The organism is Actinokineospora globicatena, assembly GCF_024171945.1.
GTDB classification, from domain to species: Bacteria; Actinomycetota; Actinomycetes; order Mycobacteriales; family Pseudonocardiaceae; genus Actinokineospora; species Actinokineospora globicatena.
Genome location: NZ_JAMTCR010000002.1, coordinates 837,640 through 862,038 on the forward strand (window position 1 = coordinate 837,640; position 24,399 = coordinate 862,038).

A 24,399-nucleotide genomic window follows, 5' to 3' on the forward strand; every position below is an offset into this window, starting at 1 on the left:
AACCCAACGCACTCCGACCCCCCACCGGTGATGAACACTCTCCTCACGCGTTCGGCCGCCGAGCTCGCCGAACTGCTCAGCAGCTATGCCCGTGGTCGACCGCCGCGCACCATCGCCGTGGTCGGCAACGCGCCCATGCCCCCGAGCGCCGACCGGTCCGCCGCCGTCGACGCCGCGGACCTGGTGATCAGGATGACCAGCTTCACCACCGACCCCGCCGCCCTCGGGACAAGGACCGACGTGGTGGTGCTGCACCGCGGCGTGATCGCGAGCCCGCACACCTTCGCCGACTACAAGTCGCGGCTGTACCTGCTGGTCGAGCCGGGCCGGTTGCACTGGGAACCGGAGGCGATCCCCGACTGGTGGCCCGCCGACCTCGGGTTCGTGCCGGTGCCCAACCACGGGTTCACCGTCGCGCTCAACGCGCTGCTCGGGTTCGACCCGGCGACCCCGACCTGGTCGACCACCGGGACCATGGCCACCTACCTGGCCACCGAGCTGTTCCCCACCGCCAGGGTCCTGCTGACCGGCACGTCCATCGTCGACGACCCGGACCAGACCACCTTCCCGCACGCCTGGGGCTCCCCCGTCGCGGTGACCGCGGAGCACCGCCTGGGTGCCGAGGCGGACCTGCTGCGGCGCTGGGAGTCCACGGGCAGAATCGAGATCCTGAGATGAACCCGATCGACAGAATCCGGCACCGGGTTCGCGCGCTGGCCAGACGTGAAGCGGCCGCCGCTGCTGCCGAGGTGCGCACCGACCTCGACCTCTTGCGCACCGAGCTCACCCCGAAGCTGGACGACCTGACCCACAGCGTCACCCGGCTCACCGAGTCGCTCGACTGGCTGGGCAGTGAGCACCGCCGGATCGCGCCGCAGGTGGCCGCCGTCGAGTCCCGGCTCGCGACCGTCGAACACCCGATCCCGGGGGTGCGGACCTCCGACGACCCGACGGTCAACGCCATGGCGGCGCTGGTCGGGGAGATCCGCGAGGAGCACGCCAGGGTCCGCGCGCGGCTCAGCCTCATCTCCCGCTACGAGGAACGCTTGTCCCGCTTGGAGAACCCCGACTAGCGGTCGACGAAACGCTTGTAGAGCGACGGCTCCCACAGCGCGTCGCCCTCGAACAGCTCGATGATCCGCCCACGGGCCCCCGGCGCGCCGAACTCGTGGAACCCCGGCAACCGGGGCTGCCCGCACACCGCGTCGACGGCGGCGCGGATCTCGGCGGCGTCCGGGGCCACGTTCACCACCCCTTCCGCCTCGGTCCGACCCCGCTGGCGCGTCCCCACGTTCACCGACCTCGTCCCGACCACCGGCGCCTCGCGCACGCCCGACGACGAGTTCCCCAGCACCACGCGTGCGTTGCGCATCAGGGTCACGAAGTGCTCGAACCGCATCGACGGCAGGCGGGCGAACCGGTCGCCGACGCACCGGTCCAGCTGGAGCCGGATGTCGGCGCAGCCCTCGTCGTTGTTCGGGTCGATGATCACCCAGTTGGCGGCGGAGGCGAGCACGGCGTCCACCACCGACGCCGCCAGCCGGGCGTTGGCCCCGGGTTCGGTGGTGACCGGGTGCACGACCAGCACCCCGTACCGGTCGAACGGGATGTCGTAGCGCGCCCGGACCTCGTCGAGCGCGGGCAGGTCGGGCGAGGTGAGGATGTCGATCTCCGGGCTGCCGACCACGAAGACCCGGTGCGCCTCCTCGCCCATCTGCTCCAGCCGGGCGCGGGCCTGGTCGTTGGCGACCAGGTGGACGTGGGCGTGCTTGGAGATCGAGTGCCGGACCGAGTCGTCGATCGCGCCGGAGAGCTCGCCGCCCTCGATGTGGATGACGCGGACGTTGTGCAGGGAGCCGACCAGCGCGGCGGCCAGCGCCTCGACCCGGTCGCCCTGCACGACGATGGCGTCCGGGCGCTCCTCGTAGACGAGCCGGGCCAGCGCCTGGACGGTGTTGGCGAGCACGAGCGCGGTCGGCTCGCCCTCGACCTGGTTGGGGATCAGGTGCAGCCGCTGGAGGCCGACGCGTTCGACCTCGTGCACGGTGTAGCCGTACCGGCGCAGCAGGTGCATGCCGGTGACGACGACGCGGGCCGCGAGGTGCGCGCTGGCCTGCACGGCCAACATGACGTCGCGCAGCTTGCCGAAATCCGCCCTGGTGCCGGTCACGAACAGCACCTCGCGGCGACGGTCAGTCATCCGCGATGTCGGCCAGGGCCAGCTGGTGGTCGGTCGGCAGGTCCCGGACGGCTCGACGGCCGAGCAGCACCGGGTAGTGCGCCGCGCGGAGCTCGCCGGTGCCGGGGCGCTTGACCCACAGGTTGGCCGGGGTCAGCACCTCCCCCTTGGCAACCGGCGCGATCGTCACGACGCTGGCGTAGGCGAAGTCAATGGTCGGCTGTTCTTCGGCCAGAACGGCTTTCGTGCCACCGAGTGCGGCGTGGATGAGCCGGGAACCCGTCACCAGTTCGGCGAACTCGGCTGGCGTCGACGACACCGGGATGTCCGGGCCGGGCCACCCCCGGTCCGACGTGAAGTGCCGCTCCAGCACCCGCGCGCCCAGCGGGACGGCGCCGAGACACGGGTAGATCGACGTGGTGTGGTCCGACAACCCGAGCACCGCGTCCGGGAACGCGTCGCCCAGCTCGGCCAGCGCGCCGAGCCGGACCTGCTCCGGCGGGGTCGGGTACAGCGACGTGCAGTGCAGCAGCGCGTAGCCGACGCCCGCGGCGCGCAGGATCTCCGCGGCGGGTGTGATGGACGCGATGTCGTTCATGCCAGTGGACAGGATCACCGGTTTACCGAGCCCGGCGATGTGCGCGACCAGCGGGTAGTTGTTGCACTCCCCCGAACCGATCTTGTACGCGGCCACGTCCAGCTCGGCGAGGCGGTCGGCGGCGGCGCGGGAGAACGGCGTGGACAGGAAGAGCATCCCCCGTTCCTCCGCGTGCGCCTTCAGCTCGCGCTCCACCGACGCGGGCAGCGCGCAGCGGCGCATCATCGCGTAGATGGGTTCGTCGGCGTTGCCGGGCACCACGTCGTTGGGGACCATCTCGTCCTCGACCACGTGGGTCTGGAACTTGACGCACTCCAGCCCGGCGTCGGCGGCGTCGTCCACCATCCGGTGCGCCTTGGCCGGGTCACCCTCGTGGTTGATGCCGATCTCGGCGATGACCAGCGGCGGGTGGGCGAGTCCAACGGGGCGGGTGCCGACCATCAACTCGGCCAAGGGTGGAGCCTCCCGGGATCGTCGGCGACGGCCATCCTACCTCCGCCCACCGGCACCCGCGCGGTGTCAAGACCGGCCACACACCGCCGGGGGAACCGCCGGTAGGCTCCGCCCCCGTGCAGGTAACAAGCGCGATAGACATCCCGGGAACACCTGTCGTGCACTCCGGGCGGAGTTGGGCACGCGCCGCGAAGGACATCCGGGACGGGATCGCGGCACGTGAGCTGTGGGGTCACCTCGGCTGGCAGGACATCAAGCAGCGGTACCGGCGCTCGGTGATCGGTCCGTTGTGGATCACCATGAGCATGGGCGTCACCGCTGCGGGCCTCGGCTTCCTCTACTCGCAGCTGTTCGGCATCGAGGTGACCACCTTCCTGCCGTACCTCACCGTCGGTTTCGTGGTGTGGGGCTTCATCATCGGCTGCCTGTCCGAGGGCTCGGACACCTTCATGGCCAACGAGGGCCTGATCAAGCACCTGCCCGCGCCGCTGACCGTCTACGCGCTGCGCACGGTGTGGCGCCAGACGCTGATGCTGGCGCACAACCTGCTGGTCTACGTGGTCGTGCTCGCGCTGTTCTTCACCTCGCTCACCACCGCGGGCTACACGCTGTCCCCCGGTGGCGCGCCGCAGCCGGGGCTGAACTGGTCGGTGCTGATGGCCATCCCGGCCTTCGCGCTGCTCGCGCTCAACGGCGGCTGGGTGACGCTGCTGTTCGGCATCATCAGCACCCGCTACCGCGACATCCCGCAGGTCATCAACGCGCTCACCCAGCTGCTGTTCTACATCACCCCGATCGTCTGGCCGGTGGACATCCTGACCACCAAGCTCGGCCCCGGCGACTGGAAGCACCTGGTGCTCGAGCTCAACCCGCTCTACCACTTCATCCAGATCCTGCGGGCGCCGCTGATCGGCACCACGCAGAGCTGGCACCACTGGGCGGTGGTCGGCGCGATCACCGTGGTCGGCTGGGGCTTCGCCCTGCTGGCCATGCGCAACTACCGTTCCCGTGTCTCCTACTGGGTCTGAGCGAGGCGACAAGCACATGGTGGGCATCGAGGTACGCAACGCCTACGTCGACTTCCCGATCTTCGACGCCAAGACGCGGTCGATGAAGAAGGCCGTCATCAACATGGTGGGCGGCAAGGTCGGCGGCCGGATCGCCGACGAGTCGGGGATCGCGATCATCGAGGCGCTCAACGACATCACCCTGAGCCTGCGCGAGGGCGACCGGGTCGCCCTCGTCGGGCACAACGGCGCTGGCAAGTCGACGCTGCTGCGGCTGCTGTCGGGCATCTACGAGCCGACCAGGGGCACGACCGAGATCAGCGGCAAGATCGCGCCGGTCTTCGACCTCGCGGTCGGCATGGACCCGGAGATCTCCGGCCTGGAGAACATCCTGATCCGCGGCATGTTCCTGGGCATGTCCCGCAAGCAGATGCAGGAGCGGGTCGACGACATCGCCGACTTCTGCGAGCTCGGCCGGTTCCTCACCATGCCGCTGCGCACGTACTCCACCGGCATGCGGGTGCGGTTGGCGCTGGGCGTGGTCACCTCCATCGACCCGGAGATCCTGCTGCTCGACGAGGGCATCGGCGCGATCGACGCGGAGTTCATGGCCAAGGCCAGGACCCGGCTGGTCGACCTGGTGCGCCGGTCCGGCATGCTGGTGTTCGCCTCGCACTCCGACGAGCTGCTGTTCGAGCTGTGCGACAAGGCGATCTGGATGGACGGCGGCCACGTGCGGATGCACGGTTCGCTGCGCGAGGTGCTGACGGCCTACAAGGGCCGCGACCCGTTCGAGTACATGAGCGCGGAGACGCTGGAGAGGCTCGGCGAGAAGTGATGAGGCGGTTGCCCCCGGGTGCCGTGGTGGCCGTCGTGGTCACCAGGCACCGGCGCGCGCTCCTGTCCGACTCCCTCAAGGTGATCGCGGCGCAGACCCGGCCGCCGGACCACCTGATCGTGGTGGACAACGGCCCGGACGACTCGGCGCAGGACGTTGTCGAGTCGTGCCCGCTGCCCACGACCTACCTGCCCTCGCACCGCAACCTCGGCGGCGCGGGCGGGTTCGCGCTCGGCATGCTGCAGGCGCTGGCGATGGGCGCCGACTGGCTGTGGCTGGCCGACGACGACGGCCGCCCCGCCGACGAGAACGTGCTGGCGACCCTGCTGGACGTGGCCGAGCGCCGCGGGTTGGCCGAGGTGTCGCCGATGGTCACCAACATCGAGCACCCGGAGAAGCTGGCCTTCCCGCTGCGCCGCGGCCTGACCTGGAAGCGCGACGCCGACCAGCTCGGCGAGGACTTCCTGCCCGGCATCGCCTCGCTGTTCAACGGCGCGCTGTTCCGCGCCGACACCCTCGACGTGGTCGGCGTCCCCGACTACCGGCTGTTCTTCCGCGGCGACGAGGTCGAGATCCACCGCCGCCTGGTCCGCTCCGGCCTCCCGTTCGGCACCTGCCTGCGCGCCGCCTACCTGCACCCCGACGGCAGCGACGAGTTCAAGCCCATGCTCGGCGGCAAGCTGCACGCGCAGGACCCGGACAACGCGGTGAAGCGGTACTACACCTACCGGAACCGGGGCTACCTGCTGTCGCAGCCGGGCATGCGCAAGCTGGGCATGCTGGAGGTCTTCCGCTTCGGCCTCTACTTCCTCGGCACCAAGCGCGACCCGAAGGCGTTCTACGAGTGGCTCAAGCTCGTGCGCCGGGGTCAGCAAGAGCGCTTCTTCCGGCACTAGAGCCGTTCCAGGGCCTCTACCGCTGGGAGGCTCGCGTACGCGGACCACGATCCGAGCCGGAGCCGGAGTTCAGCGGCGTGGCGACGGCGCAGCAGCGGGCTCTGGGTCATGACGTCGAGTTCGTTGGCGTAGGTGAGTTCGACGATGTCGCGCAAGAGGCCGTTGTCGACCTGGGTGGACGCGCCGGTGAAGCGGTCGCGGACCACGCCGGTCAGCAGGCGCGGGTAGCTGAACTCGCGGTCGAGGGCGCAGTACGCGTAGACGACCGCCTCCGCCTCCACGCCGATGAAGTCGACGAGGACCGGGCGTTCGTGCGGGGAGAGCAGCGGGTGCGGGAAGCCGTCGGTGCCGTACGCGGCGTGGGCCAGGCCCGCGACCTGCAGTGCCGGGCGAGCGCCCCACGCGGCGAGGGCGTCGCGGGTGCGGCCGAGGTGGGCGAGCAGCGTGCCGCCGGGGTGCGCCAGCTCACCGGCGCCCCGCGCCGCCAGGAACTCCTCGATCATGTTCGGCAGGCTACGCGCCCCGACCAGGCCCTGTCCGCTCTCAGCAGATCCGCTACCGGTGAACTTCCCTTGCCGGGCAACGGTTCCCGTGGTGGAGTCGGCGCATGAGCGAACAGCGGCACGCCCTCATCCTGCACCTGGCCAGCGGCGGGGAGCCCCTCATCTTCTCCCTGTCCGAGCGCAGCGCCAAGAGCCTGACGAGCAGGCTGCCGGTGCTGATGGCCTCCGGCGGCGTCGACACCCCCGAACTGGCCGACGGGACCACCGCGGCGGTCAACTTCGGGCACGTCGCCAGCGCCCACCTCGACACCCTGCCCGCGCACGTGAAGGTCTACGGCACGCCGAGCAAGCGCAGCCACGGGTTCGGCGCCACGACCGGGTGACTAGCGGCCCGCGCGGAACACGACGGTGCGCAGCAGCACGAAGTTGATCGTGGTGCCGACGCCCTGGGCGATCACCCAGGCCACCGCGTACTCGCCGCGGAAGGTCGGCAGCACGGCCAGCATCAGCGCGTTGGTGCCCACGTTGACGAAGAAGGTCACCGTGTAGAGCAGCGCGAACCCACCGGCCTGCCCGGCGCCCCGGTCGGCGGCGTCGGCGAAGGTGAACCGCTTGTTGAGGAAGTAGGCGGTGGTGGTGCCCAGGACGAAGCTGATCGCCTTGGCCAGGTGCACCCACAGGCCCGCCTGCAGCAGCAGCCAGTAGGCCCCGGAGTCCACCAGCGCGCAGAAGCCGCCGACCAGCACGAACCGCACGAGTTGCCGCAGCAACCCGGCCCGCTTGGCGTCGTCTCGGACCTCGGCCATCTCGTCACGTCCCCTGTTCGGCCCCGACCGCGGGGACAAGTCTAGGAGCGCGCGACCGCCCGGCTACCCTGGGTCCGGTGGAGCCAGGACAGTACGAGACACGGCGGCTGACCGGCTGGGGGCGCACGGCGCCGACGGTCGCCTCGGTCGCCACCCCGACCACTCCCGAGGACGTCATCGCCGCGGTCGCCACCGCGGGCCCGCGCGGGGTCATCGCCCGCGGCCTCGGCCGCTCCTACGGCGACCCGGCGCAGAACGCGGGCGGCCTGGTCGTGGACATGACCGGGCTCAACCGGATCCACTCCATCGACGCCGACTCCGGGGTCGCCGTGCTCGACGCCGGGGTCAACCTGGACCAGCTGATGCGGGCGGCGCTGCCGTTCGGCCTGTGGGTCCCGGTGCTGCCGGGCACCCGCCAGGTCACCATCGGCGGCGCGATCGGCTCGGACATCCACGGCAAGAACCACCACAGCGCGGGCAGCTTCGGCAACCACGTGCTGGCGATGGACCTGCTGGTCGCCGACGGCTCGGTGCGCACCCTCACCCCCGACGGCCCCGAAGCCGAGCTGTTCTGGGCGACCGTGGGCGGCATGGGCCTGACCGGCATCGTCCTGCGGGCCACCGTGGCGCTCAAGCACACCGAGTCGGCGTACTTCATCTCCGACACCGACCGGACCGCGGACCTCGACGAGACGCTGGCCGTGTTCTCCAACGGCACGGACGACAGCTACGAGTACTCGATGGCGTGGTTCGACTCGATCTCCACCGACGGCAGGCTCGGCCGCGCGGTCTTCTCCCGCGGCTCGCTGGCCAAGCTCGACGAGCTGCCCAAGAAGTACCGCAAGGACCCGCTGCGCTTCGACGCCCCGCAGCTGCTGACGCTGCCGGACGTGTTCCCCAACGGGCTGGCCAACAAGCTGACCTTCAAGCTGCTCGGCGAGGCCTGGTACCGCAAGGCGCCCAAGCAGTCGCGCGGCCAGGTGATGAACCTGACCGCGTTCTACCACCCGCTGGACATGTTCGGGGAGTGGAACCGGGCCTACGGCACGCACGGGTTCCTGCAGTACCAGTTCATCATCCCGTTCAGCGCCGACGCCGAGCTGCGCTCGATCGTGCGGCAGATGGCCGAGTCCGGGCACGTGTCGTTCCTCAACGTGTTCAAGCGGATGGGCGAGGGCAACCAGGCGCCGCTGTCGTTCCCGCAGCCGGGCTGGACGATCACCGTCGACTTCCCGATCACGCCCGGTCTGCACGAGTTCTGCGCGCGGCTCGACGAGCAGGTGCTCGCCGCGGGCGGACGGCTGTACCTGGCCAAGGAGTCGCGCACCGCGCCGGAGACCTTCCACCGGATGTACCCGGGGCTCGACCAGTGGCGCAAGACGCGGCACGCGGTCGACCCGGACGGCCTGTTCACCTCGGACCAATCGCGAAGGCTCGGACTTTGATCAACGCAGTCGGTACCCCGCAGTCCCTGCTCCTGCTCGGTGGCACGTCCGAGATCGGGCTGGCCATCGCCGCCAACTACGCCAAGCAGCGGCCGCTGACGGTGACCCTGGCCGCGCGGCCGTCCGCCCGGCTCGACGCCGCGGCCGAGCAGCTGCGCGGGCTGGGCGCCACGGTCCGCACGGTGGCCTTCGACGCCCGCGACTTCGACTCGCACCCGAAGGTCGTCGCGGAGGCGTTCGGCGACGGCGACATCGATGTGGCGGTGGTCGCGTTCGGCGTGCTCGGGGACGCCGAGCAGCTGTGGCAGGACCACGCGGCCGGGGTCGAGGCGGCGCAGGTGAACTACACGGCGGCGGTGTCGGTCGGCATCGCGCTGGCCGAGCGGTTCGGCGCCCAGGGGCACGGTTCGATCATCGCGCTGTCGTCGGTCGCCGGTGAGCGGGTGCGCAGGTCGAACTTCGTCTACGGCTCGACCAAGGCCGGGTTCGACGGCTTCTACCTGGGGCTCGGCGAGGCGCTGCGGCCGAAGGGGATCACCGTCACGGTCGTGCGGCCCGGGTTCGTGCACACCAAGATGACCGAGGGCCTCAAGGCCGCGCCGATGGCCACCACCCCGGACAAGGTCGCGCAGATCGCGGTCGACGCGGTGCGCGCGAGGCGGGACCTGGTGTGGGCGCCCGCGCCGTGGCGGGTTGTGATGTCGGTGTTGCGGCACGTGCCGCGGCCGATCTTCCGCAAGCTCCCCATCTGAGGCGTTCGCCCCATCGCGCGGCGCACGCCGGGCTAGCATCCCCTCGGGGCGGAGAGGGGGGATCCATGGCGCGCTGGGAGGCGTTTCGGCAGGCCGGGCGGGGGTCGGCGGGGGTGCGGGCACTGAGCTGCCCACCACGTCAGCGAGCTGTGCCCTGGCACGTCCGGCGCCCCAGCGCCACCGGTCACCGAGCCGCTGACGGCGCGGTGGTGACTTCCCGCCGATAACGGCCGATAGTGGTCACCAAGCACACTGACCTGGGGGTAGAGAAGTGCGCATCCTGGTGCTGGGGCAGGTCGAGATCAGATCCGACGAGTCGGACGGGGCGGCGATCACCCTCGGCGGGGCCAAACCGAAGGCGCTGCTGGCCGCGCTGCTGATGCAGCCGCGGCAGGTGGTGCCGACCGAGCGGCTGATCGGCCTGCTGTGGGACGAGTCGCCGCCCGCGTCCGCGGCGGCGCTGGTGCACAACTACGTGTCGGTGGTGCGGCGGGCGGTCACGGCGGCCGGGCGGCAGGGGTCGGTGACCACCAAGGCGCCGGGGTACCTGCTCGACGTCGACCCGACCGACAGCGACCTGGAGAGCTTCGAGAACCACCTGTACGCGGCCAGGCACGCCGAGCGCCAGCACGACCACGACTCGGCGACCGGGCTCTTCGAGCAGGCGCTGCGGCTGTGGCGGGGTCCGGCGTTCGGCGGGGTGGAGGCCGGGTTCGCCAGGAGCCGCTCGGCGAGCCTGGCCGACGAGCGGTTGGCCGCCGAGGAGGGCCTGGCCAGGTGCATGCTGCAGCAGGGCAGGGCCGGTGAGGTCGCCGCCCACCTGCGCAGGCTGGTGAACGCGCACCCGCTGCGCGAGCAGTCCAGGGTGCTGCTGATGCGCGCGCTGCACGAGAGCGGCAGGCAGGGCGACGCCCTGGCGGTGTACCGCAACGGCCGCGAGCAGCTGATGGCGCAGCGCGGGGTCGAACCGGGCGCCGAGCTGCGGGAGCTGCACTCAGCGATCCTGAACGGCTCGCTGCGCACCCCCGGGCCGCGGCGGCGGGTGGCGACGCGCTCGAGCGCCCCGCACGCGGTGCCCAGGAACCTGCCGCCGGACGTCAGCGACTTCACCGGCCGGGCCGAGCAGCTGCACACGATCATGGCGTTGAGCGAGGCGGGCGCCGCGGCGGCACCGGCGGTGGTGGTGTCCGGCGCGGCCGGGACCGGCAAGTCGGCGCTGGCGGTGCACGCCGCGCACCGGCTGCGGGTGCGCTACCCGGACGGCCAGCTCTTCGCCGACCTGCGCGGCAGCTGCCGGGACCTGGGCGCGCACGAGGTGCTCAGCCGGTTCCTCGGCGAGCTGGGGGTCGAGGCGGCCGACATGCCAGCCGACTTCGCCGAGCGGGTCGCGCTGTTCCGCGGCCGGGTCGGGAGCAAGCGGCTGCTGGTCGTGCTGGACAACGCCAGGGACGAGGAGCAGGTCAGGTACCTGCTGCCGCAGGCGCCGGGCTGCCTGGTGATCGTGACCAGCCGGTCGCGGCTGCCGGGGTTGTTCGGCGCGGTGCGCGTGGAGCTGGACCTGCTCTCCACCGAGGCGTCCCTGCGGATGCTGGGCCGGGTCGTCGGGCTGAGCCGGGTGGAGTCGGAACCGATGGCCGCGGCGACCATCGCCGAGCTGTGCGGCGGCATCCCGCTCGCGGTGCGCGCGGCCGGGGCGAAGCTGCTGGCCAGACCGCACTGGCCGCTGCGGGCGCTGGCCACCCGGCTGACCGACGAGCGGCGCCGGTTCGACGAGCCTGCCGACGGCGACCTCGCGGTCCGCTGCGGGCTGCTGCTCACCTACGCCGAGCTCGACGACGTGCACCGGCACGCCTTCCACCTGCTCGCCCTGCTCGACCTGCCGGACTTCGGCTCGTGGCTGGCCGCCCCGCTGCTGGAGGTCGGCGTCGACGAGGCCGAGGACGTGGTGGAGCGGCTGGTCGTCCTGCGGCTGGTCGAGGTCGCCGGGATCGACGCGATCGGCCGGGTGCGCTACCGCTTCCACGACATGGTGCAGCTGTTCGGCACCGAGCAGGCCAACCGCGAGGAGCCTGCCGACGCGGTGGCCGCCGCGGTGTGCCGGACGCTGGCCGCCTGGATGTGCCTGGTGGAGGCCGGGGCGAACAAGCTGCCCAGGGTCACCCTCGGGCTGCGGCCGGTGCTGCGGGCAGGCGTGGAGCTGGACGCCAGGCTGGTCGCGGAGACCCAGCAGGACCCGTCGGGCTGGTTCAAGTCGGAGACCGGCGCGGTCGTGCGGACCGTCGAGCGGGCGCACGAGCTGGGCATCGACGAGATGACCACGATGCTGATCGCCGCGCTGCTGTCGTCCCCGTTCGCCGCCCGCAACGAGTTCGACGGCTGGCAGCGCACGCACGAGGTCGCCCTCGCGGCGGCCCGCGACACCGGCGACACCCGCGCCGAGGCCACGGTCCTGACCGGGCTGGGGCAGCTCTACTACGAGAAGGACGAGTACCCCGACGCCCTCGCGCACTTCACCCAGGCGGCGGAGGGCGCGGCCAAGGTCGACGACGACACGACGCTGGCCATCGCCCTGGTGGGCGTGGGCACGGTCCACCGCGACCTGGCCAACTTCCAGCTCGCCCGCGAGCACCTGGCCAGGGCGATCCAGATCGGCGAGCGGGCGGGTGACCTGATCGTGGTCGCCGCAGCCGACTACGGCCTCGCCTCCATCTGGCGCGACCTGGGCGACATCCCGTCGGCGGCCAGCCGGTTCACCCGGTGCGCCGAGGCCTACCGGGCCCTGGGCGACGCGCGGGGCGCCGGGCTGGCACTGCGCGGGTTGGGCCTGTGCCACCGGGCGGTCGACGAGGTGGACCTGGCGGTCTCGCTGAGCGAGGAGGCCGAGTCGGTGCTGCGCGCCGCCGGGGACCAACTGGGGGCGACCTACGCGGCCCAGTCGCTGGCCAAGGCCCGGATCCGGCAGGGCCGGGTGGCCGGGGTGGCCGAGTCGCTGGCCGACTGCCTGACCCTGTGCACGGGCCAGGGCGACCGGTTCGGGGTAGCCCTGATGACCAGGACGCTCGGTGAGCTGGCTCTGGCCGAGGGCGAGACCCAGGCCGCCGCGGGCCTGCTGGTCGACGCGCTGGGGAAGTGGACCGAGCTGCGGCTGCCGCTGTGGCAGGCCCGGACCTTGCGCGACCTGGCCGCCGCCGAGGTGGACACCGACCCCGCGCTGGCCGACGCACACTGGGCCCGAGCGGTGGCGCTGTTCGCCGAGGCGGGGACCCGGGAGGTCGCGGAGCTGGCCGAGCTCACCGCGGGGATGTGGTCGATGCGGGTCCGCAACTGCACGTCAGTCGCCGAACGGCGCTGAGTGGGACCCGATGTGGTGAACTTGTAGCTGCGGGGACCGGGGTGCCAGGTCCCCGCAGGAGCTACAGGTAGATCGACAGGGCGAGGCACGCCACCCAGGAGAAGCCCAGGACCTGCAGGACGCGGTCCTTGAGGGCGATGTCCTCCGGGGTGCCCGCGTGGCCGCCGTCGACGTCCACGGCGTAGCGCAGGACGGCGATGACGAACGGGACGATGGAGATGACCGCCCACACCGAGTTGTGCGGGTTGCGCTCGCGGATCTCGAAGGCCCACAGCGAGTAGGTCGTGATCATGATCGCGGCGGCGGTCGCCCAGACGAAGCGCAGGTAGCTCGAGGAGTACTTGGAGAGCGAGGCGCGGATCTTGGCGCCGGTCTTCTCGAACAGCACGATCTCGGCGTAGCGCTTGCCGGAGACCATGAACAGCGAGCCGAACGCGGTGACCAGCAGGAACCACTGCGACAGCGGGATGCCCGCGGCGACGCCACCGGCGATGGAGCGCAGCAGGAACCCGGAGGCCACGATGCACAGGTCGATCACCGGCTGGTGCTTGAGGCCGAGGCAGTAGCCCAGCTGCACGGCCGCGTACACCGCCAGCACCACCGTCAGCTGCCACCCGGCGAGCAGGCTCACGCCGAGCGAGCCGACGAACAGCACCGCAGCCGCGACGTAGGCCAGCTGGACCGGCACGATGCCCGAGGCGATCGGGCGGTTGCGCTTGGTCGGGTGCTCCCGGTCGGCCGCGACGTCGATGGCGTCGTTGACCAGGTACACCGAGGACGAGACCAGGCAGAACGCCGCGAACGCGATCACGGCCGCGACCAGCACGTCCTGCTCGAAGATGCGGTTGGCGGTGAACGGCGCCGCCAGCACCAGCACGTTCTTGACCCACTGCCGGGGCCGCGCGGTGCGGACCAACCCGGCGACCACACCGGGTCGCGCGGTCGGGGTACCCGATTCGGTCCGGTGTTCGGTCGCCTGGTCGCTCACCGCTTGCCTCCCCGGAGTTTGCGCCGCAGCAGCCCGCCGACGACGGCGCCGAGCGCGGAACCCGCCAGCACGTCGGTCGGGTAGTGCACGCCGAGCACCAGCCGCGAGAGCAGCATCGGCGGGACGAGCACCGGGACCAGCTTGCGGCCGGTCAGCCCGGAGAACAACACGGCGGCCGCGGTGGTGGACGTGGCGTGCGACGACGGGAAGCTGAGCTTGCTCGGCGTCCCCACCAGGACCTGCACGGACGGGTCGTCCGGGCGCGGCCTGCGGACCACCCGCTTGATGGCGATCGACGCGGCGTGCGCGGCGACCACTCCCCCGGCGGCGACCAGCCAGTCCTTGCGCCGGTCCTTGTCGACGGCCGCGCCGAGCAGGCCGAGCGCGAACCAGCCCGCGCTGTGCTCCCCGAACAACGACAAGCCCCTGGCCGCCGTCACCACCGGTGGTTTCCCGATGGCGCCCTGCACGCGGCTCAGTGCGGCGGTCTCCCGCCGTGCCGCGGACGCGCTGCGGTCCACTTGGCTTCCTCCCCAGTCGTGGTGTTCCCCCGACAGAGCATCGGGGGAACAGCCCCGGCGTTTCGCCTAGACGTCGATGGACCCGTCGAGCGGCGCGCCCGCGGTGAGGTGGGGTGCCACCTTGTTGTCGAAGACCGACAGCGCGGACCCGATCGCCATGTGCATGTCGAGGTACTGGTAGGTGCCCAGCCGACCGCCGAAGATGACGTTCTTCGCGGCCGCCTCGCCCTTGGCCAGCTCGCGGTAGGCGGCGAGCTTGGTCCGGTCCTCGGCGGTGTTGATCGGGTAGTACGGCTCGTCGTCGTCACCCGCGGACCGCGAGTACTCCTTGACGATCACCGTCTTGTCCGTCGGGTAGTGGGTGCGCTCCGGGTGGAAGTGCCGGAACTCGTGCACCCGGGTGTAGGGCACGTCCTGGTCGTTGTAGTTCATCACCGAGGTGCCCTGGAAGTCACCGATCGGCAGGACCTCCACCTCGAGGTCGACCGTGCGCCAGCTCAACCGACCGGCCGAGTAGTCGAAGTACCGGTCGAGCGGTCCGGTGTAGACGGTCGGCGTGCCTGCCGGGATCCGGTCCCGCACGTCGAAGTAGTCCACGTCCAGGCGCACGTCGATGTTCGGGTGCGCGGCCATCTTCTCCAGCCACGCGGTGTACCCGTCGACGGGCAGGCCCTCGTAGGTGTCGTTGAAGTACCGGTTGTTGAAGTTGTAGCGCACCGGCAGCCGGGTGATGATCGACGGCGCCAGTTCCTTCGGGTCGGTCTGCCACTGCTTGGCGGTGTAGCCGCGGATGAACGCCTCGTAGAGCGGGCGCCCGATCAGCGAGACCGCCTTCTCCTCGAGGTTCTTGGCGTCCTCGGTGGCGATCTCCGAGGACTGCTCGGCGATCAGCGCCCGAGCCTCGTCCGGGGTGTGCGACTTGCCGAAGAAGGTGTTGATCAGCGCCAGGTTCATCGGCAGGGCGTAGACCTGGCCCTGGTACTTGCCGAACACCCGGTGCTGGTAGTCGGTGAACTCGGTGAACTGGTTCACGTAGTCCCACACCCGCTTGTTCGAGGTGTGGAACAGGTGCGCGCCGTAGCGGTGCACCTCGATGCCGGTCTCGGGCTCGTTCTCCGAGTAGGCGTTGCCGCCGATGTGGGGCCTGCGCTCCAGCACCAGCACCCGCTTGCCCAGCTGGGTTGCGGTGCGCTCGGCGATCGTCAGGCCGAAGAACCCGGACCCGACGATGACGAGGTCGTACCCGTCGTAGTTGTCATCACTGGTTTCTGCAACCGCGCTCACGGTGGGCCAGGCTACCCGCGCGCCGGATTCCCCTTGACAGCGAGGCACAGATCACCCCGGGGGGCGCGGACGGAGATCGGCCCCGGCGTCCTCCCCCGGTCGCCGGGGCCGATCGGTCCCCCTATTTCCCTCCCCCGCCATCTCGGACGCCCGACACCCCGCTCCCGTTGCCCGGGTTCGCGGAGTTCTCGGCGTCGCGGCGGGTGGCCCGGCCGCCGAGCAGCGGCAGCACGTCGGCGGCGACCTCCTCCAGCACCAGCTCCCGGCCCGCGTACGGGCCGTCCGGGCGCGGCCAGTGGATGACCACGTCGGTGAACCCGGTGTCGCGGGCCCGGCCGATGTGCTCGGTGAACGCGTCCACGCTCGCCAGGGAGAACAGCGGCGAGGCGTCCACGCTGACGTACCGGTCGATGGTCGACGGGTCGCGGCCCAGCTCGTCGAGCGCCCGGTCGAACCGGGCCGCCCGCTTGGCGACGTCGGCCCACCAGGCGTCGACCGACTCGGCCCCGGGGGCACCGGTGGTCACCCAGCCCTGGCCGAACCGGGCGGCCAGGCGCATCGCCCGGGGCCCGTTCGCGGCGACCAGGAACGGCACCCGGGGCCGCTGCACGCAGCCGGGGGCGTTCCTGGCCTCCTCGGTCCGGTAGTACTCGCCGGAGAACGTCGTCCGCTGACCGGTCAGCAGGGCGTCGGAGAGCTCGACGAACTCGGCGAACCGGTCGGCGACCTGGGCCGGGGTGGTGTCCTCACCGCCGTGGCCCATGGCCCGGCGGTCGTACTGGCCGAGACCGCTCGCCCCGGAGCCGAGGCCGAGCATGAACCGGCCGTCGGAGATGTCGTCGACGGCGAGCACCTGTCTGGCCAGCGGCACCGGGTGGCGGAAGTTGGGGGAGACGACGAAGGTGCCGAGTCGGATCTCGGAGGTCACCATCGCCGCGGCGGTCAGGGTGGGGATCGAGTCGAACCAGGGGCCGTCGACCAGCGTCCGCCACCCGAGGTGGTCGTAGGTCCAGGCGTGGTCGAAGCCGTAGGCCTCGGCTCCGCGCCACCGCGGTTCGGCCGCCCACCAGCGATGCTCGGGGAGAATGACAATTCCTACGCGCACCAGGCGAACCTAGCGCCAGCCCGACCCGGGGGTAACGAAGGCCACCGGAACCCGGTTGCCGAGTCGCGGGAGGATGGCCAGGTGGACTCGCCCCGCCTCGTCGCATCCGACATCGATGGAACCCTCCTCGGCCTGGGGGACAGGGTGACCGAACGCACAGTGGGCGTGATCGCCAGGGTCGTCGCGGCCGGGACGCCCTTCGTGCTGGTCAGCGGTCGCCCGCCGCGGTGGATCCCGCCGGTGTCCGGCAGCGCCGGGCTGGACGGGTACGCGGTCTGCGCAAATGGGGCGATCATCTACGACATCAGCACCGGGCATGTGGTCTCGGCACACCAACTGGACCCGGTGCAGCTGCACGACGTGACGCACGTCCTGGACAAGGCGATCCCGGGCATGGCGGTGGCCGCCGAACGGGTGGTGATCGGCGGACCGCACCTGGAGGCCCCGTACGCCGCCGAGGCCCGCTACTCGAACCCGTGGGGCGACGCGGTGGACGAGCTGACCATCGGCTCGCGCGCCGAGGTGCTCGGCAGGCCCGCGGTGAAGCTGCTGGTCCGGCACGCGTCGATGACCAGCGCGGAGATGCTGTTCGCGGCCACGGAACTGCTCGGCGACAGCGTCGATGTGACGTACTCGACGAACCAGGGCCTGCTGGAGATCTCGGCGCGCGGGGTGACCAAGGCGAAGGGCCTGGCCGAGGTGGCCGAGATCGTGGGCGTCGAGCAGTCGGCGGTGATCGCCTTCGGTGACATGCCCAACGACATCGAGATGCTGCGCTGGGCCGGGCACGGCGTGGCGATGGCCAACGCGCACGACGACGTCAAGGCCGCGGCGGACGAGGTGACGGCGCCGAACTCCGAGGACGGGGTCGCGCAGGTGCTCGAGCGCTGGTTCTAGCGGCAAGCGCTGGTGCAAACGGGTGGTTCTTTGGATGGCCCCCGCCCCGGGTGGGACGGGGGCGCGGGTGGGTCAGATGTCGGTGCCGCGGGCCAGGTGTTCGCGCAGGGCGATCGGGGCCCCGGCCAGGTCCTCGTCGTTGCAGAGGAGCTTGACGTCGTAGTACGGCCTGCCCTCGCGGTCGTCGTAGTCGAGGTGGATGGCGATCACATCGACCGGTTCGCCCAGCCAGTCCTGCGTGCGCCGCAGCCAGGACGCCGCCCGCTCGAGCGCGGTGGGCAGGTCGTCGTCTCGGAACTCGACCGGTCGGTACGGGACGCCTTGGACCTGGTCACCCACATTGGCTGGCCTCGGTAGGTCGACGGAGACGCCGACATCGTCGAGGCGGAGTGCGATGGACTCGGTGTTGTCACTGGCGAGCTCGCTCACCTTGACAGCGTCTCCCAGCGGGTGGTCTGTCGCAACCCCCGGCATGCGGGTGCGCGGGTGCTGCGGTGTGTGGTTGACTGTATCCGGTCGTGAATTTTCTTGAGTACGTGTTAGATCACGCTCGCAAGAGATCGTTGCGGGCGCGCGGTTTTCCTCCAGGTCAAGCCGGAGAAGTCGCCGTCTGAAACCGACCATGGGTTTGCGCGACCGCGCAGAGCCAAGCGGTACCTGTTGAGGAGATAGACGTGGCACAGGGCACAGTGAAGTGGTTCAACTCCGAGAAGGGCTTCGGCTTCATCCAGCCGGACGACGGCGGCGCCGACGTCTTCGTGCACTACTCGGAGATCCAGGGCTCGGGCTTCAAGACCCTGGACGAGAACCAGCGCGTCGAGTTCGAGATCGGCCAGGGCCAGAAGGGCCCGCAGGCCACCGGCGTGCGCGCTCTCTGAGTTTGCTCGAACCTGAGGCCCGGTCCCCGTTCGCGGGGGCCGGGCCTCAGGCCTTTTCCGAGCCCTCTTCGCGTCCCCGGCTCCCCAAATTCCCTCCGCCGGGTGACAGGAGTTATCCACATGTGGATCTCCACCGGGGTCGTTCCAAGATCCACTGTCGGGGGTCCTTGTAGACTGGACCAGGGCCGCCCACCGGAGAGGGTGGGGGCTGGGCAGGGGTGGGACCGCGCGCGCGAGACCGGTGTCGGTGGGGGGACCGGGTGCGGTGGGGCTACCTGCGGCGGCGGGGGGAACCGAGCGCGGTAAGGCTGCCTGGGGGCGGAGCGCATCTCGGGATGCGGTCGACGACCATGCGGACTTGGGGGCTGTGATGCCACAAGGCCAGCGAGACCGGCGATGGTCTGGCGAGGGCCGAGCGGGCCGCGCTGAGACGCCGAGAGGCGCGGGCATGATCCTAGGGCGGGAATCGAGGCTTGGGGCCGCAGGAAGGCCGTCAGGGGGTCGGAAACGCAGCGAGGGCGGGCCCCGTCAGGGCCCGCCCTCATCGCGTTCGGCTCACATCAGTTCTCGAAGACCTTGCGCCAGGACTCGGTGGAGGTGAGTTCCGGCATGGCGGCGCGCCAGGATTCGCGGGCGGTGGGCCATTCGGCGGCGAGGCGGCGGTAGGCGGCGGCGGCCTGCTTGGAGAGGTCGCGGAAGATCTTGGGGTCGCGCTTGCGGAAGGCGACGCCGCTGCCGTCGGGGTTGGAGACGGTGGCGCTGTCCAGGTTGCCGAGCAGGAACCACAGCGCGCTGCTCGCCGGGACGTTGACCTGCGGGCGGTCGGCGGCCTCGGGGGCCGGGGGGCGCAGGTTGTGCAGCAGCGCCTTGGAGGCCTGGGCGGCGATCTTGGCCGGGTTCACCGGCGGCCGCAGCATCCGCTCGGCGTGCACCGCGTCCAGGGACGGGGGCGGGAACTGGCTGGCCGACGGGAGGGTCTGGGCGTCCGGGTACTGCTTGCGGATGCGCTGGACCTCGGGCAGGGCGGTCGGCAGCAGGTCGAAGAGCCGGTCGGGACCGGCCAGGAAGTCCTCGATCGCCTTGATCTCGATGGCGACCGTCGAGTACTCCATCGACAGCAGGCGGCGCAGGGTGTTGCGCATGCCCTGCTTGACCAGCACGGCGCGCTGGTCGTGCGGGCTGTGCAGGGCGGCGACCACGAGCCGGTTGCGCAGGTGGAAGTAGACCGTCCAGTCCGACAGGTCGTTCTTGTCGGTCCACGGCATGTGCCACACGGCGGAGCCGGGCAGGGTCACCGTCGGGTAGCCCTTGGCCAGCGCGCGCAGCGAGTACTCCGCGTCGTCCCACTTGATGAACAGCGGCAGCGGCAGGCCGTTGGCCTCGACGATCTCGCGCGGGAACAGGCACATCCACCAGCCGTTGTAGCTGGAGTCGATGCGGCGGTGCAGCTCCGGGGTCTCGCGCAGCGTCTCCTCGCCGAAGTCGTGCTTGGTGACCGCGCCGGGCGCCGGGCGCCAGTAGCAGCTGTGCAGGTCGACGACCTCGCCCATGCTGTGCAGCTGGGCCTTCTCCTGCAGGTTGAGCATCTGCGAGCCGACGATCATCGGGCTGGTCGCGGCTCTGGCGAACGCGCTGGCCCGCAGGATCGAGTCCGGCTCGAGGGCGATGTCGTCGTCCATCAGCAGGATCTGGTCGACGTCGGAGTGCTCGATCGACTCGTAGAACGCGCGGCTGAACCCGCCGGAGCCACCCAGGTTGCCCTGCTCGATGACCTCCAGCCGGGACCCGAGCAGCTCGGCGGCCTCGGCGAAGCGCGGGTGCCCGGAGATCTTCTGGGTGCCCTGGTCTGCGACGTAGACCTTGGTGACGACGTCCAGGATCGCCGGGTCCTCGCCGAGGGCGAGCAGCGAGGCGACGCAGTCGTCGACCCGGTTGAACGTGGTGGTGCCGATGGACAGCTTCACCGGCGGCAGGTCCAGCTCGGTCGCCCACACCGCGTCGGCGATCTCCAGGGTGGAGTCGTCGGTGAACAGGTCGAACCAGATCCAGCCGCCGTCCTCGAACGGGGCGAGGCTGACCCGGAACTCGGCGGTGGTCCAGTCCGCGCCCGACCGGACGGCCTGGCCGGCCAGGTGCGCCTGGTCGCCGTTGGGCTTGGACCGGTACACGTCGATCCGGCCGCCACCGCGCAGGTTGACCCGCAGGATGACCTCGGTGACCTTGGTCCAGCGCTTCCAGTACCCGGCCGGGAACGCGTTGAAGAACGCCGCGAACGACACCCGCGCCGAGACCGGCACGGTCACCGCGGTGCGCGAGGACACGTGGCTGTGCGCCGTCTCCGGCTCGTCCAGGTAGAGCGGCCGCACATCCACCGGGTCGGTGTCGCGCGGCAGGATCACCCGCTGCAGCACCACCTGGTTCTCGCTCCGCTGTGCCACGTCCTGCTCGGTCACTTCGCTCCTCCAGCGAACTGCGCCTCACCCGGGTGGGGTGCCTGCCCCGGGCCTGTGGGGTTGTGGGACCTGCTCAGCGCAGGCCGTACAACCGCTCCCAGTTGTCCTTGTCGGTCAGTGCGGGCACCGCGGCGCGGTACTCCTCCTGCAGCCGGGGGCCCTCGGCGATGATCCTCCTGGCCACCTGCGCTGCGCGCTTGGCGAGCTCGATCGTCGCGGCCTTGTCCCTGACCCGGACCCGGACGGCGTCCTGGGCGGCGTCGGTGACGACGACCTTCTCGAACTGCGAGACGTGCCACCACGACGAGTCGACCGACGGCACGGCGCCGACCGGGTGCGCGGAACGGCCGGTCGCCAGGTGCGCCAGCCGCTTGAGCAGCACGAGCCGGGGGCTCTTGGGGGCGGGCGCGGCCTGGATCAGCGGCACGCCAGCGAGGCCGAGCTCGGGGAGCTTGCCGACCGGGTGCGCCACGGTGTCGGGGTACTCGGCGCGCAGCTTGCGGATGTCGGCGGCGGCCTGCTGGCCGCCGTCGTGCAGCGCGCGCGGGCCCTCGAGGAAGTCCTCAGCGGCCTTGATCATGGTGACCGCGAAGCCGTACTGCATGCCCAGCAGCGCGCGGGCCACCCGGGAGGTGATCACCCTGGCGATCTGCTTGGGCGGGAACGCCGAGTGCAGCGCGGAGACGATCATCGAGTTGCGGACGGCGAAGTACTCGTTCCACTTGTCGCCGTCCTTCCAGTCGAAGTCGGCGTGCCACAGACCGGCGCCGGGCAGGGTGACGGTGTTGTAGCCGCGGGAGCGGGCGCGGTAGCCGTACTCCACGTCGTCCCACTGGAAGAAGATCGGCAGCGGCAGGCCCAGTTCCCGGACGATCTCGTTCGGGATGAGGCAGGACCACCAGGCGTTGTAGTCGGCCTCGACCCGGCGGTCGCCGCGCACCGGGTGCCCGGTGGGCTCGCCGCTGGCGTCGAGCGCGGGCTCGAGCAGGTCGATGTCGTCGAGGCCGTTGTGCACGACCTGACCGGGGATGAGCTGGTTGAAGTCGGCGTACTCGGCGCTGGCGATGAGCCGGGTGGGGTGCAGCAGCCGCAGCATCTGGCCGCCGACCAGGGTCGGGCGCTGGGTGCGGTTGGCGAACGCGGAGAGCCGGACGGCGATCTCGGGCTCGCACAGCACGTCGTCGTCCATCAGCAGGACGTTCGACTCGCCGGACTTGGTGACCTCGTACATGCCGCGGCCGAAGCCACCGGCGCCGCCCAGGTTCGGCTGGCGCAGGTAGCGCAACCGGCCGCCGAGGGCGTTGTCCAGGTCGGTGAACTGGGGGCGCGACTGCACGGTGTCGGTGCCCTGGTCGACGACGTACACGGCGTCGAGGACGCCGAGGGCCGCGTCGTCACCGGCTAGGGCGCCGAGGGTGCGGACGCAGTCGTCGGCCCGGTTGAACGTGCAGATGACGACCGAGGTGGGCCGGTAGACCTCCGGCGCGGCCACGGTCCAGACCAGCCGGTCGACGGCGAGGCCGGTGTCGTCGGTGGCGATCTCCACCCACAGGAAGCCGCCGTCGAGGAACTTGTCCAGCTTGGCGGTCAGCGTGACGACCTGGTCGGTGGCGCCGTGCACGTCGACGGCGGCCTCGGGCCTGGTCTCACCGCGGAAGTCCGAGGCGACCAGCGAGACCTTGGCCGACCCGCTGACGACGAGTTCCACCGTCACCTCGGTGACCACGGTCCAGCGCTGCCAGTGCGACGCCGGGAACCGGCCGAAGTAGGTGTCGGTGCTGACCGCGGAGAACGGCTGCACGGTGATCCGCGCGCGCTCCCGCTCGGCCGCGCCGGAGACGACGGTGGTGTAGAGCTCGTCCGGGCACACCGGGTCCGGTCCGCGGAACAGCCCGCGTTGGGCGACCAGGCGGGTGGCGGGGGCGGTCGGCTCGGCCTCGGGCTCGGCGGTAGCGCTGGGGGCACTGCGGGACATGCTTGTTCGGACCTCCAGAGAGCCGCCGGGTGCGGCCGTCTCACTCGTCGGACCGGTCACGCGACCCGCGGGTCCCGGGTGCGATGGGTGACCGATCGTGGGTTGAACCGGGCGCTGCACGGCGCCCGAGGCATTCCAAGGCTACCTGCTCGCCGCCGCCTTACCCGATCGGCTGACACCGAGTCCAGTCACGCCCGGGTCGGGCGCGGTGGCCGCCGGTGCCACGCCGGACTCAGGACCTGGCCGAGGTGGTGGCGTGCGAACCGTTGCGGGCTGGGGCGGCGACCGCGTCCTGCGGTGCGGGCGCCGCTTCGAGCTGGGCGATCCTGGCGTCGAGCTCCGCCCGCGTGCGGTCGAGCTCGCAGCGCAGCAGCGCGATCTCCTCGACCGCGGTGCGGGTCTCCTCCTCCAGGTGACCGACCTCACTGCTCAGGTGCAGGCTGACGGCGGCGAGGACGATCCCGGAGAGCAGGAAGGTGAAGTTGGACGCGGTCTGCACGCCGACCAGGTCGGCGAGGTCCTGGGCGAAGTTGGGGAAGATGCCGAACACCAGCACGCCGACGCTGACCAGCAGCCACATGCCCGCGTACTTCTCGCGCAGCTTGCGCCGCCGCATCAGCTCGACGACGAAGAGCAGCACCAGGCAGGCGACGACGACGCTGAGCAACCGCCATCCGGCCATTGGGACCTCCTAGGCAGCGTCGGCCGACTCGACCGACGGACGACGGCGCACGAGCGCCAGCAGCAGGGCCAGTCCGGCCCGGACAAGGTACACCGCGGCGCGGATCGGGGTCTGGCTCGGCTGACCGCCGCTGCGCTCGCGCATCTCGACCGGGACCTGCTTGACCACGAGCCCGCCGCGGATGGCGAGCACGAGCGACTCGACGGTGTCGCCGAGGTACTCGGCCGGGTAGTACTGGGCGAACATCTTCACCGCGCGCGGTCCGGCCGCCTTGAAGCCGGAGGTGACGTCGGTGAGCTTGGTGCGGGCCAGCCGGGAGATGACGAACGCGAGGACCCACATCGCCCAGCGGCGGGGTCCGGTCGCGCGGTAGTCGCCCTTGCCCGCGAAGCGCGCCCCGATGACGAGGTCTGCGCTGTCGAGCCCGGCGACGAGTTCGGGGACGTGGCTGGGGTCGTGCTGGCCGTCGGCGTCGACCTGGATGACGACGTCGTAGCCGTTGGCGACCGCGTACCGGAACCCGGTGCGCATGGCGCCGCCGACGCCGAGGTTCACCGCCAGCCTGGCGACGTTGGCACCGGCTTCCCTGGCGCGTCGCGAGGTCTCGTCGGAGGACCCGTCGTCGACGACGAGGATCCCGACGTCGGGCAGGTTCTCCTTGACGTTGCGCACGACCGCGCCGACGTTGTGCTCTTCGTTGAGCGCCGGGAGCACGATGAGGATCCGCCGAGTGGCCACCTCAGGCATAGGGGCAACCTATCATCATCTGGGGTTATCACTGTCCGCA

The 24,399-nt window shown here is 71.2% G+C and carries 24 protein-coding genes; 11 read left to right on the forward strand and 13 right to left on the reverse strand.

Annotated features, from left to right (window positions below):
* Positions 1 to 30: 30 nt before the first annotated feature.
* Both LV79_RS03935 and LV79_RS03940 read left to right on the forward strand, forming a co-directional pair.
* Complete coding sequence (locus LV79_RS03935) at positions 31 to 678, forward strand: hypothetical protein (protein WP_253832127.1); 648 nt, start codon at positions 31 to 33, stop codon at positions 676 to 678.
* On the forward strand, positions 675 to 1,073 hold the full coding sequence (locus tag LV79_RS03940) for a hypothetical protein (RefSeq protein WP_253832129.1): 399 nt from the start codon (positions 675 to 677) through the stop codon (positions 1,071 to 1,073). The genes LV79_RS03935 and LV79_RS03940 overlap by 4 nt, the downstream gene beginning before the upstream one ends.
* Here LV79_RS03940 and neuC read toward each other — a convergent pair.
* A complete protein-coding gene (gene neuC, locus LV79_RS03945) occupies positions 1,070 to 2,200 on the reverse strand; it encodes a UDP-N-acetylglucosamine 2-epimerase (protein WP_253832131.1) in 1,131 nt (376 codons plus the stop codon). The two genes, LV79_RS03940 and neuC, sit on opposite strands and share 4 nt — an antisense overlap.
* Positions 2,193 to 3,230, reverse strand: coding sequence for an N-acetylneuraminate synthase family protein (locus tag LV79_RS03950; RefSeq protein ID WP_285469809.1), 1,038 nt, complete (start codon positions 3,228 to 3,230; stop codon positions 2,193 to 2,195). Before LV79_RS03950 ends, neuC begins: the two co-directional genes overlap by 8 nt.
* Positions 3,231 to 3,370: 140 nt before the next feature.
* Between LV79_RS03950 and wzm the strand changes: the two genes are divergently transcribed.
* From wzm to glfT1, 3 genes are read left to right on the forward strand one after another with little or no spacing between them, the layout of a single operon-like run.
* Positions 3,371 to 4,258, forward strand: coding sequence for a galactan export ABC transporter permease subunit Wzm/RfbD (gene wzm, locus LV79_RS03955; protein ID WP_372495322.1), 888 nt, complete (start codon positions 3,371 to 3,373; stop codon positions 4,256 to 4,258).
* A gap of 16 nt (positions 4,259 to 4,274) precedes the next feature.
* Positions 4,275 to 5,075 (forward strand): galactan export ABC transporter ATP-binding subunit Wzt/RfbE, encoded by an 801-nt coding sequence (gene wzt / locus LV79_RS03960; protein ID WP_253832135.1) that lies wholly within the window; start codon positions 4,275 to 4,277, stop codon positions 5,073 to 5,075.
* Positions 5,075 to 5,971 carry a galactofuranosyltransferase GlfT1 gene (glfT1, locus tag LV79_RS03965; RefSeq protein ID WP_253832137.1) on the forward strand — a complete coding sequence of 299 codons (897 nt, stop codon included), beginning with the start codon at positions 5,075 to 5,077 and terminating at the stop codon, positions 5,969 to 5,971. Before wzt ends, glfT1 begins: the two co-directional genes overlap by 1 nt.
* On the opposite strand, the gene LV79_RS03970 is transcribed toward glfT1, so the two are convergent.
* Positions 5,968 to 6,474 carry a DUF6817 domain-containing protein gene (locus LV79_RS03970; RefSeq protein ID WP_253832138.1) on the reverse strand — a complete coding sequence of 169 codons (507 nt, stop codon included), beginning with the start codon at positions 6,472 to 6,474 and terminating at the stop codon, positions 5,968 to 5,970. The genes glfT1 and LV79_RS03970 overlap by 4 nt on opposite strands.
* A gap of 104 nt (positions 6,475 to 6,578) precedes the next feature.
* Here LV79_RS03970 and LV79_RS03975 point away from each other — a divergent pair, with 104 nt between their 5' ends.
* Positions 6,579 to 6,857 carry a hypothetical protein gene (locus tag LV79_RS03975; RefSeq protein WP_253832140.1) on the forward strand — a complete coding sequence of 93 codons (279 nt, stop codon included), beginning with the start codon at positions 6,579 to 6,581 and terminating at the stop codon, positions 6,855 to 6,857.
* Here the strand turns inward: LV79_RS03975 and LV79_RS03980 are convergent, their stop codons facing one another.
* Complete coding sequence (locus LV79_RS03980; protein ID WP_253832142.1) at positions 6,858 to 7,280, reverse strand: GtrA family protein; 423 nt, start codon at positions 7,278 to 7,280, stop codon at positions 6,858 to 6,860.
* A gap of 77 nt (positions 7,281 to 7,357) precedes the next feature.
* On the opposite strand from LV79_RS03980, the gene dprE1 reads away from it, so the two are divergent.
* From dprE1 to LV79_RS03995, 3 genes are all read left to right on the forward strand, one after another.
* Positions 7,358 to 8,725: a decaprenylphosphoryl-beta-D-ribose oxidase gene (gene dprE1, locus LV79_RS03985; protein WP_253832144.1), complete on the forward strand. Its 1,368-nt coding sequence runs from the start codon at positions 7,358 to 7,360 to the stop codon at positions 8,723 to 8,725.
* On the forward strand, positions 8,722 to 9,477 hold the full coding sequence (dprE2, locus tag LV79_RS03990) for a decaprenylphospho-beta-D-erythro-pentofuranosid-2-ulose 2-reductase (RefSeq protein WP_253832146.1): 756 nt from the start codon (positions 8,722 to 8,724) through the stop codon (positions 9,475 to 9,477). Before dprE1 ends, dprE2 begins: the two co-directional genes overlap by 4 nt.
* A 271-nt stretch (positions 9,478 to 9,748) precedes the next feature.
* A complete protein-coding gene (locus tag LV79_RS03995) occupies positions 9,749 to 12,829 on the forward strand; it encodes an AfsR/SARP family transcriptional regulator (protein ID WP_253832148.1) in 3,081 nt (1,026 codons plus the stop codon).
* A 61-nt stretch (positions 12,830 to 12,890) separates the two neighbouring features.
* Here the strand turns inward: LV79_RS03995 and LV79_RS04000 are convergent, their stop codons facing one another.
* The 4 genes from LV79_RS04000 to LV79_RS04015 form a co-directional block, all read right to left on the reverse strand.
* On the reverse strand, positions 12,891 to 13,817 hold the full coding sequence (locus tag LV79_RS04000) for a decaprenyl-phosphate phosphoribosyltransferase (protein ID WP_285469802.1): 927 nt from the start codon (positions 13,815 to 13,817) through the stop codon (positions 12,891 to 12,893).
* Positions 13,814 to 14,296 carry a phosphatase PAP2 family protein gene (locus LV79_RS04005; protein ID WP_253835771.1) on the reverse strand — a complete coding sequence of 161 codons (483 nt, stop codon included), beginning with the start codon at positions 14,294 to 14,296 and terminating at the stop codon, positions 13,814 to 13,816. Before LV79_RS04005 ends, LV79_RS04000 begins: the two co-directional genes overlap by 4 nt.
* A 108-nt stretch (positions 14,297 to 14,404) precedes the next feature.
* Entirely contained in the window at positions 14,405 to 15,622 is a 1,218-nt protein-coding gene (glf, locus tag LV79_RS04010; protein WP_253832150.1) for a UDP-galactopyranose mutase, read from the reverse strand.
* 121 nt (positions 15,623 to 15,743) lie between these two features.
* Positions 15,744 to 16,727, reverse strand: a complete 984-nt coding sequence (locus LV79_RS04015; RefSeq protein ID WP_253832152.1) for an LLM class flavin-dependent oxidoreductase — start codon at positions 16,725 to 16,727, stop codon at positions 15,744 to 15,746.
* An 81-nt stretch (positions 16,728 to 16,808) separates the two neighbouring features.
* On the opposite strand from LV79_RS04015, the gene LV79_RS04020 reads away from it, so the two are divergent.
* The gene (locus tag LV79_RS04020) at positions 16,809 to 17,624 is read left to right on the forward strand and encodes an HAD family hydrolase (protein ID WP_253832154.1); all 816 of its coding nucleotides are present in this window, start codon (positions 16,809 to 16,811) and stop codon (positions 17,622 to 17,624) included.
* Positions 17,625 to 17,696: 72 nt separating this feature from the next.
* On the opposite strand, the gene LV79_RS04025 is transcribed toward LV79_RS04020, so the two are convergent.
* Complete coding sequence (locus tag LV79_RS04025) at positions 17,697 to 18,053, reverse strand: hypothetical protein (RefSeq protein ID WP_253832156.1); 357 nt, start codon at positions 18,051 to 18,053, stop codon at positions 17,697 to 17,699.
* 245 nt (positions 18,054 to 18,298) lie between these two features.
* Here LV79_RS04025 and LV79_RS04030 point away from each other — a divergent pair, with 245 nt between their 5' ends.
* Positions 18,299 to 18,502, forward strand: coding sequence for a cold-shock protein (locus LV79_RS04030; RefSeq protein ID WP_092785996.1), 204 nt, complete (start codon positions 18,299 to 18,301; stop codon positions 18,500 to 18,502).
* Positions 18,503 to 19,062: 560 nt separating this feature from the next.
* Here LV79_RS04030 and LV79_RS04035 read toward each other — a convergent pair.
* From LV79_RS04035 to LV79_RS04050, 4 genes are all read right to left on the reverse strand, one after another.
* The gene (locus LV79_RS04035; RefSeq protein ID WP_253832158.1) at positions 19,063 to 20,955 is read right to left on the reverse strand and encodes a glycosyltransferase; all 1,893 of its coding nucleotides are present in this window, start codon (positions 20,953 to 20,955) and stop codon (positions 19,063 to 19,065) included.
* A 73-nt stretch (positions 20,956 to 21,028) separates the two neighbouring features.
* Positions 21,029 to 22,930, reverse strand: coding sequence for a glycosyltransferase (locus LV79_RS04040; protein ID WP_253832160.1), 1,902 nt, complete (start codon positions 22,928 to 22,930; stop codon positions 21,029 to 21,031).
* Between the two features lie 232 nt (positions 22,931 to 23,162).
* Positions 23,163 to 23,612 carry a DUF2304 domain-containing protein gene (locus tag LV79_RS04045; RefSeq protein WP_253832162.1) on the reverse strand — a complete coding sequence of 150 codons (450 nt, stop codon included), beginning with the start codon at positions 23,610 to 23,612 and terminating at the stop codon, positions 23,163 to 23,165.
* Between the two features lie 9 nt (positions 23,613 to 23,621).
* Positions 23,622 to 24,359, reverse strand: a complete 738-nt coding sequence (locus tag LV79_RS04050; RefSeq protein WP_253832164.1) for a glycosyltransferase family 2 protein — start codon at positions 24,357 to 24,359, stop codon at positions 23,622 to 23,624.
* Positions 24,360 to 24,399: the final 40 nt, after the last annotated feature.

Bases quoted from the DNA above. Each gene is read 5' to 3' on its own strand.
- LV79_RS03980 (WP_253832142.1), bottom strand. From the start codon at position 7,280: ATGGCCGAGGTCCGAGACGACGCCAAGCGGGCCGGGTTGCTGCGGCAA.
- neuC (WP_253832131.1), bottom strand. From the start codon at position 2,200: ATGACTGACCGTCGCCGCGAGGTGCTGTTCGTGACCGGCACCAGGGCG.
- LV79_RS03975 (WP_253832140.1), top strand. From the start codon at position 6,579: ATGAGCGAACAGCGGCACGCCCTCATCCTGCACCTGGCCAGCGGCGGG.
- LV79_RS04050 (WP_253832164.1), bottom strand. From the start codon at position 24,359: ATGCCTGAGGTGGCCACTCGGCGGATCCTCATCGTGCTCCCGGCGCTC.
- glfT1 (WP_253832137.1), top strand. From the start codon at position 5,075: ATGAGGCGGTTGCCCCCGGGTGCCGTGGTGGCCGTCGTGGTCACCAGG.
- LV79_RS03935 (WP_253832127.1), top strand. From the start codon at position 31: ATGAACACTCTCCTCACGCGTTCGGCCGCCGAGCTCGCCGAACTGCTC.
- LV79_RS03970 (WP_253832138.1), bottom strand. From the start codon at position 6,474: ATGATCGAGGAGTTCCTGGCGGCGCGGGGCGCCGGTGAGCTGGCGCAC.
- LV79_RS04040 (WP_253832160.1), bottom strand. From the start codon at position 22,930: ATGTCCCGCAGTGCCCCCAGCGCTACCGCCGAGCCCGAGGCCGAGCCG.
- LV79_RS03940 (WP_253832129.1), top strand. From the start codon at position 675: ATGAACCCGATCGACAGAATCCGGCACCGGGTTCGCGCGCTGGCCAGA.
- LV79_RS04045 (WP_253832162.1), bottom strand. From the start codon at position 23,612: ATGGCCGGATGGCGGTTGCTCAGCGTCGTCGTCGCCTGCCTGGTGCTG.
- wzt (WP_253832135.1), top strand. From the start codon at position 4,275: ATGGTGGGCATCGAGGTACGCAACGCCTACGTCGACTTCCCGATCTTC.